Source organism: Streptomyces phaeochromogenes (genome assembly GCF_001418655.1).
In the GTDB taxonomy this organism is placed as follows: Bacteria; Actinomycetota; Actinomycetes; order Streptomycetales; family Streptomycetaceae; genus Streptomyces; species Streptomyces phaeochromogenes.
Genome location: NZ_LIQZ01000319.1, coordinates 1 through 6,890, shown reverse-complemented (window position 1 = coordinate 6,890; position 6,890 = coordinate 1). Strand labels below are relative to the sequence as shown.

General features: G+C 69.3%; 6 protein-coding genes. 3 read left to right on the top strand and 3 right to left on the bottom strand.

The annotated features are described in order from the left end of the window. Positions 1 to 49 precede the first annotated feature (49 nt). Positions 50 to 1,399, bottom strand: coding sequence for an MFS transporter (locus AOK17_RS35300; RefSeq protein ID WP_107102576.1), 1,350 nt, complete (start codon positions 1,397 to 1,399; stop codon positions 50 to 52). A gap of 60 nt (positions 1,400 to 1,459) precedes the next feature. Then, the gene (locus AOK17_RS35295; protein ID WP_055616675.1) at positions 1,460 to 1,897 is read right to left on the bottom strand and encodes a MarR family winged helix-turn-helix transcriptional regulator; all 438 of its coding nucleotides are present in this window, start codon (positions 1,895 to 1,897) and stop codon (positions 1,460 to 1,462) included. Between the two features lie 154 nt (positions 1,898 to 2,051). Here AOK17_RS35295 and AOK17_RS35290 point away from each other — a divergent pair, with 154 nt between their 5' ends. Continuing rightward, positions 2,052 to 2,234 (top strand): hypothetical protein, encoded by a 183-nt coding sequence (locus AOK17_RS35290; RefSeq protein WP_055616674.1) that lies wholly within the window; start codon positions 2,052 to 2,054, stop codon positions 2,232 to 2,234. 76 nt (positions 2,235 to 2,310) lie between these two features. Here AOK17_RS35290 and AOK17_RS35285 read toward each other — a convergent pair whose 3' ends face one another. Further along, positions 2,311 to 3,762, bottom strand: a complete 1,452-nt coding sequence (locus AOK17_RS35285; protein WP_055616673.1) for an NCS2 family permease — start codon at positions 3,760 to 3,762, stop codon at positions 2,311 to 2,313. Positions 3,763 to 3,948: 186 nt separating this feature from the next. Here AOK17_RS35285 and AOK17_RS35280 point away from each other — a divergent pair, with 186 nt between their 5' ends. Then, on the top strand, positions 3,949 to 4,230 hold the full coding sequence (locus tag AOK17_RS35280) for a DUF2530 domain-containing protein (RefSeq protein ID WP_055616672.1): 282 nt from the start codon (positions 3,949 to 3,951) through the stop codon (positions 4,228 to 4,230). 187 nt (positions 4,231 to 4,417) lie between these two features. Continuing rightward, positions 4,418 to 6,826 (top strand): HAD-IC family P-type ATPase, encoded by a 2,409-nt coding sequence (locus AOK17_RS35275; protein WP_055616671.1) that lies wholly within the window; start codon positions 4,418 to 4,420, stop codon positions 6,824 to 6,826. The last annotated feature ends 64 nt before the right edge of the window (positions 6,827 to 6,890 follow it).

Genomic DNA, 6,890 nt, shown 5'->3' with positions numbered 1-6,890 from the left:
ACCGGCCACAACGGACCCGCAGACACATGGCGCGCTCCCGGCGGAGGGTTCAGGCTGCCGTCGCCAGCACCCGTTCCCTGGGGACGAAGCGGACCTGCGGATGGCCGTGGTGCCAGCCCACCGACAGGCGCAGGCCGCCCACGCGGGCCAGGGCCAGGCCGACGGTGACCGCGGCCAGGGCCGAGACGACTCCGCCGATGGCGAAGCCGACCCGGGGACCGTAGGCGTCCGTGATCCAGCCGACGACGGGCGCCCCCAGTGGCGTACCGCCCATGAAGACCATCATGAACAGGGCCATGACCCGGCCGCGCATGGCCGGGTCGGTGCCCATCTGGACCGCGGTGTTCGCCGTGACGTTGACGGTCAGGCCGGCGATCCCGATCGGGACCATGAGGAGGGCGAACAGCCAGTAGGACGGGGCCAGGGCGGCCACGATCTCCAGGACGCCGAAGGCGACGGCTGCCGCGACCAGCACGCGCGCCCGGGCCGTGCCGCGCCGGGCGGCGAGCAGCGCGCCCGCGAGCGAACCCACGGCCATCAGCGTGTTGAAGAGGCTGTACGCGCCCGCGCCGGCGTGGAAGACGTCGTCCGCGTAGGCCGAGAGCCAGACGGGGAAGTTGAAGCCGAAGGTGCCGATGAAGCCGACGAGGATGATCGGCCACATCAGGTCGGGGCGGCCCGCGACATAGCGCAGGCCCTCGCGGAGCTGGCCCTTGCCGCGCGGGGTGCGCTCGACCTGGTTCAGCTCGCGGGAGCGCATCAGGAGCAGACCGGCGATGGGCGCGACGAACGACAGTCCGTTGAGCAGGAACGCCCAGCCCGTGCCGACGCTCGTGATGAGCAGGCCCGCGACGGCGGGGCCGACGAGACGGGCGGACTGGAAGTTGGCGGAGTTGAGGCTGACCGCGTTCTGCAGCTGGTCGGGGCCGACCATCTCGGAGACGAAGGACTGCCGGGCCGGGTTGTCGATCACCGTGGCGAGGCCGACGGCGAAGGCGGCGACGTAGACGTGCCAGACCTGGACGTGGCCGGAGATGGTGAGGAAGGCGAGCGCGAGGCCGGTCAGGCCCATGGCGGTCTGGGTGGCCAACAGCGTCGGGCGCTTCGGGAGGCGGTCCACGAGGACACCGCCGTAGAGGCCGAAGAGCAGCATCGGCAGGAACTGCAGGGCCGTGGTGAAACCGACGGCGGCGGAGGAGCCGGTGAGGCTCAGCACCAGCCAGTCCTGGGCGATTCGCTGCATCCAGGTGCCGGTGTTGGAGACGACCTGGCCGGTGAAGAACAGCCGGTAGTTCCTGATCTTCAGCGAGCTGAACATCGAGGAGCGGGGCTTGGGAGCGGACGGGGAGTTGTGGGCGGCAGGTGCGGGGGCGGAGTCTGCTCCGGGTCCCGTACTCAACGGCGTTCGCCTCCTTGGACGGGGGTGGGTTCGGTGCGCGCGGCGTGCGGGTGCGCGCGGTTACAGATGTGCGAGCTTCTCCAGGACGGGGGCGGCCTCGCGGAGCTTCGCCCAGTCGTCCTCGTCGAGGCCGTCGACCAGTCCGGCCAGCCACGCGTTCCGCTTGCGGCGGCTCTCGTCGAGCATGGCCTCGGCCCGCTCGGTCTGTGTGACGACCTTCTGGCGCCGGTCCTCGGGGTGCGGCTCCAGCTTGACCAGGCCCTTGGCTTCGAGGAGCGCCACGATGCGGGTCATCGAGGGCGGCTGCACATGCTCCTTGCGGGCGAGCTCGCCCGGGGTGGCCGTGCCGCAGCGGGCGAGGGTGCCGAGCACCGACATCTCGGTCGGGCTCAGCGACTCGTCGACCCGCTGGTGCTTGAGTCGACGTGACAGGCGCATCACGGCGGATCGCAGGGAGTTCACGGCGGCAACGTCGTCGCCATGGGTCAGGTCAGGCATGTCCTTAGAATAACTCATTACTCTAGCTAAAGACCACCCGAGTGCACGCCTGATGCCCGTGAATCGGGCCACTGACGCTTTTCATCACTCATACGAGTGAGATCGCTCCGGAAAGTGACCCGAGGGGCGGCCGGATACGGCAACCCTCGACCGCATGGGGACCAGTGTGCTCAGCCTGCGGATAGACGGGGAGCTGCTCGATCGGCTCCGGCACCATGCGGCGAAAAGGGGAATGAGCGTCCAGGACTACGTCGTCCGGACGCTCGTGCGCGACGACTTCGACGAGCGGTTCCAGACCGCGGTCGAGGAGACGGAAAAGTTCTACGGGGTCACGTGAGCGCGAACGTTCCACGGGGTCACGTGAGCCCGTAGCCGGCCGAGGCCCAGGTCGGACCTGGCGCCCGGGCCGGATCTCAGGTCAGGCCCAGCGCCGGCATCAGGTAGTAGAAGACGAACACCGCCGACACCACGTACATCGCGACCGGTACGTCCCGCCCGCGCCCGGCCGCCAGCCGCAGCACGACGAACGTGATGAAGCCCATGCCGATGCCGTTCGTGATCGAGTACGTGAACGGCATCATCAGCATCGTCACGAACGCCGGGATCGCGATGGTGAGGTCGCTCCAGTCGATCTGCCGGATCGAGCCGGCCAGGATCAGGAAGCCGACCGCGAGCAGCGCGGGCGTGGCGGCCTGGGACGGGACCATCGCGGCGACGGGGGTCAGGAACAGCGCGACACCGAAGAGCGCGCCGGTGACGACGTTCGCGAACCCGGTGCGCGCGCCCTCGCCGACGCCCGCCGTGGACTCCACGAAGCAGGTGGTGGCGGAGGACGAGGTGGCGCCGCCCGCGGCGACCGCGATGCCGTCGACGAAGAGCACCTTGTTGATGCCCGGCATGTTGCCGTCCTTGTCGGTCAGCTTCGCCTCGTCGCCGATGCCCATGATCGTGCCCATCGCGTCGAAGAAGCACGACAGCAGCACGGTGAAGACGAACAGCACACCGGTCAGTACGCCGACCTTGCCGAAGCCGCCGAAGAGGCTGACCTGCCCGACGAGCCCGAAGTCGGGGCTGGCCACCGGGTTGCCGGGCCACTTCGGGGTGGTCAGACCCCAGGAGGGCACGGTGGCGACGGCGTCGATGACGAGCGCGACGACGGTCATGGCGACGATCGAGATGAGGATCGCGCCCGGCACCTTGCGCACGATGAGCGCGAGCGTGAGGAGCGTGCCGAGCACGAAGACCAGGACGGGCCAGCCGTCGAGGTGACCGGTCCCGCCGAGCTGCAGCGGCACGGTGGTCTGGGCGGCGTCCGGGATGCGCGAGACGAAGCCCGAGTCGACGAGTCCGATCAGCATGATGAACAGGCCGATGCCGATCGCGATGCCCTTGCGCAGGCCCAGCGGCACGGCGTTCATCACGCGCTCACGCAGACCGGTGGCGACGAGCAGCATCACCACGAATCCCGCGAGCACGACCATGCCCATGGCGTCCGGCCAGGACATCCGGGGCGCGAGCTGGAGCGCGACGACGGTGTTCACGCCGAGACCGGCGGCGAGCGCGATCGGTACGTTGCCGATGACGCCCATCAGGAGCGTGGTGAACGCCGCCGTCAGCGCGGTCGCGGTGACCAGCTGGCCGTTGTCCAGCTGGTGTCCGTACATGTCCTTCGCGCTGCCCAGGATGATCGGGTTCAGCACGATGATGTAGGCCATCGCGAAGAAGGTGGCGAAACCACCACGGATCTCGCGCGACAGCGTGCTGCCGCGCTCCGAGATCCGGAAGTAGCGGTCGAGCGCGCCGGAGCCGGACCGGGGGTCCGGCTGCTTGGGCGCGGAGGCCTTGGCGGGGGCCGAGGTGGGCATGCGGGGACCTCATCGCCGGCGGACATCCCCGATGCCCAGGTGGCGTTTCGTGATTTGGCGTTTCATACGAACGGAAGTGGCCAGAAGCAAACAGTTTCAGTATGAACATACGTCACGGAGAGCGCTATCTCCGCGCGTAGACATGACCGACCGCGCATGGTCCTGATCACCTCGTAAGCTGTCCCCATGGCTGGGTTTTTTTCGGGATCCCCGAAACACGAGGCACCGGAGCCCCTTGAGGGTCCCGTGGTCGCCACCATCACGGGTGGCACGATCCTCTGGTTCGTCCTCTTCCTGGCACAGCTCCCCTTCTACAACTGGTTCGACGACCACGGACACCTGTGGTGGATCTGGACCTGCCTGGCCGGCGCGGGCCTCGGCCTGATCGGCATCTGGTACGTACGGGGCCGCGAGGCGGCACTCAAGAGGGACGAGGCGGCGCAGGAGCCGACGCCGGACGCCCCGTAAGAGGCGTGCCCCGTCAGGGGCGCGGGGAACTGCGCGGCCGGCCCCGCCCACCCGCACCCACACGCACAACACACCCCCACCCGCGGAGCGCCCCGTACAACCACAGAACCATCCCGGGTCCTCCCCTGGTCGGATCTTTGCCGCACTCGGCGGGTGAAGCCGTATATCCCCCCGTACCGTCGGATGCATGACGCACATCGACGCGGGCGCCGAACTCGACCCTGTGCATCCACACCCCATACCCGCCCCCGCGCCGAGGGCGGTGGGCCTCACCGCGGCCGAGGTCGCCGAGCGGGTGGCGCGGGGTGAGGTCAACGACGTACCCGTGCGCAGCAGTCGCTCCACGGCCGACATCGTCCGGGCGAACGTCTTCACCCGGTTCAACGCGATCATCGGCGTGCTCTGGCTGATCATGATGTTCGTCGCGCCGTTCCAGGACAGCCTGTTCGGCTATGTGATCCTCGCGAACACCGGGATCGGCATCATCCAGGAGCTGCGCGCGAAGAAGACGCTGGACTCGCTGGCTGTGATCGGTGAGGCGCGGCCGACCGTCCGCAGGGACGGGACCGCCGCCGAGGTCGGCACCTCCGAGATCGTGCTCGGGGACCTGATCGAGATCGGGCCGGGCGACAAGATCGTCGTGGACGGGGAGTGCGTCGAGGCCGACGGTCTGGAGATCGACGAGTCGCTGCTCACCGGTGAGGCGGACCCGGTCGTCAAACAGCCCGGCGACCAGGTGATGTCGGGCAGCTTCGTGGTGGCGGGCGGCGGCGCGTTCACCGCGACGAAGGTGGGGCGCGAGGCGTACGCGGTGCAGCTCGCCGAGGAGGCGAGCCGCTTCACGCTCGTCCACTCCGAGCTGCGGACCGGTATCTCCACGATCCTCAAGTACGTGACGTGGATGATGATCCCGGCCGCGATCGGCCTGGCCATCACCCAACTCGTCGTCAAGAACGACGACCTCAAGGCCTCCATCGCCCGCGCCGTCGGCGGCATCGTGCCCATGGTTCCGGAGGGGCTGGTCCTCCTCACCTCCGTCGCCTTCGCGATCGGGGTGATCCGGCTTGGCCGGAAACAGTGCCTCGTCCAGGAACTCCCGGCCATCGAGGGCCTCGCCCGCGTCGACACGGTCTGCCTCGACAAGACGGGCACGCTGACCGAGGGCGGCATGGACGTCACCGAGCTGCGGCCACTGGGCGGCAGCGACGAGTCGTACGTACGTAAAGTGCTGGGCGCCCTCGGGGAGTCGGACCCGCGGCCGAACGCCTCGCTCCAGGCCATCATCGACGCCTACCCGGACCAGGAGGACTGGCGCTGCGTCCAGGCGCTGCCCTTCTCCTCCGCGCGCAAGTACAGCGGGGCGTCCTTCAGCGAGGGCGACGGCGGGTCGAGTACGTGGCTGCTGGGCGCCCCGGACGTGCTGCTGCCGTCCGAGGACCCGGCCCTCGCCGAGACCGAGCAGCTCAACGAGCAGGGGCTGCGGGTGCTGCTCCTGGCCCGCGCCGACAAGGACCTCGACGATCCGCTGGTCCAGGAGGGCGCACGGCCGACCGCGCTCGTCGTCCTGGAGCAGCGGCTGCGGCCCGACGCGGCGGACACCCTGCGGTACTTCGAGGAGCAGGACGTACGGGCCAAGGTGATCTCCGGCGACAACGCGGTGTCGGTCGGTGCGGTCGCCGCCAAGCTCGGGCTGGCCGGTGCCTCCGCCACGGTCGACGCGCGGCGGCTGCCCACCGAGCAGGCGGCGATGGCCAAGGCGCTGGACGAGGGGACGGTGTTCGGGCGGGTCACGCCGCAGCAGAAGCGGGACATGGTGGGCGCCCTCCAGTCGCACGGCCACACCGTCGCGATGACCGGCGACGGCGTCAACGACGTGCTCGCCCTCAAGGACGCCGACATCGGGGTCGCGATGGGGTCCGGGTCGGAGGCCACCCGGGCCGTCGCCCAGATCGTGCTGCTGAACAACAGCTTCGCGACCCTGCCGTCCGTCGTCGCCGAGGGGCGGCGGGTCATCGGGAACATCACGCGGGTCGCGACGCTGTTCCTCGTGAAGACGGTGTACTCGGTACTGCTCGCGGTGATGGTGGTGTGCTCGCAGGTCGAGTACCCCTTCCTGCCGCGGCACCTGACCCTGCTGTCGACGCTGACCATCGGCGTGCCGGCGTTCTTCCTGGCCCTGGCGCCCAACAAGGAACGGGCTCGGCCCCACTTCGTGCGGCGGGTGATGCGGTACTCGATCCCGGGCGGGGTCGTCGCGGCGGTCGCCACGTTCGCCACGTATCTGATTGCCCGTCACCACTACACCGGGGAAGGGGCGTTGGACGCCGAGACCAGTGCGGCAACCTTGACCCTGTTCCTGATCGCGATGTGGGTCCTTGCGATCATCGCGCGGCCCTACACGTGGTGGCGGGTCGGCCTCGTTGCCGCGATGGGGCTCGGGTTCGTCATCGTGCTCGTCGTGCCGTGGCTCCAGGAGTTCTTCGCACTGAAACTGGTCGGGACCACCATGCCGTGGACTGCCGTCGGCATCGCGGTGGTGGCTTCGGCGTCACTGGAACTCGTGTGGAAGTGGGTCGACCGACGGTTCCCTGCGTGAGCGCTCCGCTTGGGGTGGGGGGGTTGGTGAGGTCCGGTTTGTGGGTGCGGGTGGGTGAGGGCTG

Bases quoted from the DNA above. Each gene is read 5' to 3' on its own strand.
- AOK17_RS35285 (WP_055616673.1), bottom strand. From the start codon at position 3,762: ATGCCCACCTCGGCCCCCGCCAAGGCCTCCGCGCCCAAGCAGCCGGAC.
- AOK17_RS35275 (WP_055616671.1), top strand. From the start codon at position 4,418: ATGACGCACATCGACGCGGGCGCCGAACTCGACCCTGTGCATCCACAC.
- AOK17_RS35280 (WP_055616672.1), top strand. From the start codon at position 3,949: ATGGCTGGGTTTTTTTCGGGATCCCCGAAACACGAGGCACCGGAGCCC.
- AOK17_RS35290 (WP_055616674.1), top strand. From the start codon at position 2,052: ATGGGGACCAGTGTGCTCAGCCTGCGGATAGACGGGGAGCTGCTCGAT.
- AOK17_RS35295 (WP_055616675.1), bottom strand. From the start codon at position 1,897: ATGCCTGACCTGACCCATGGCGACGACGTTGCCGCCGTGAACTCCCTG.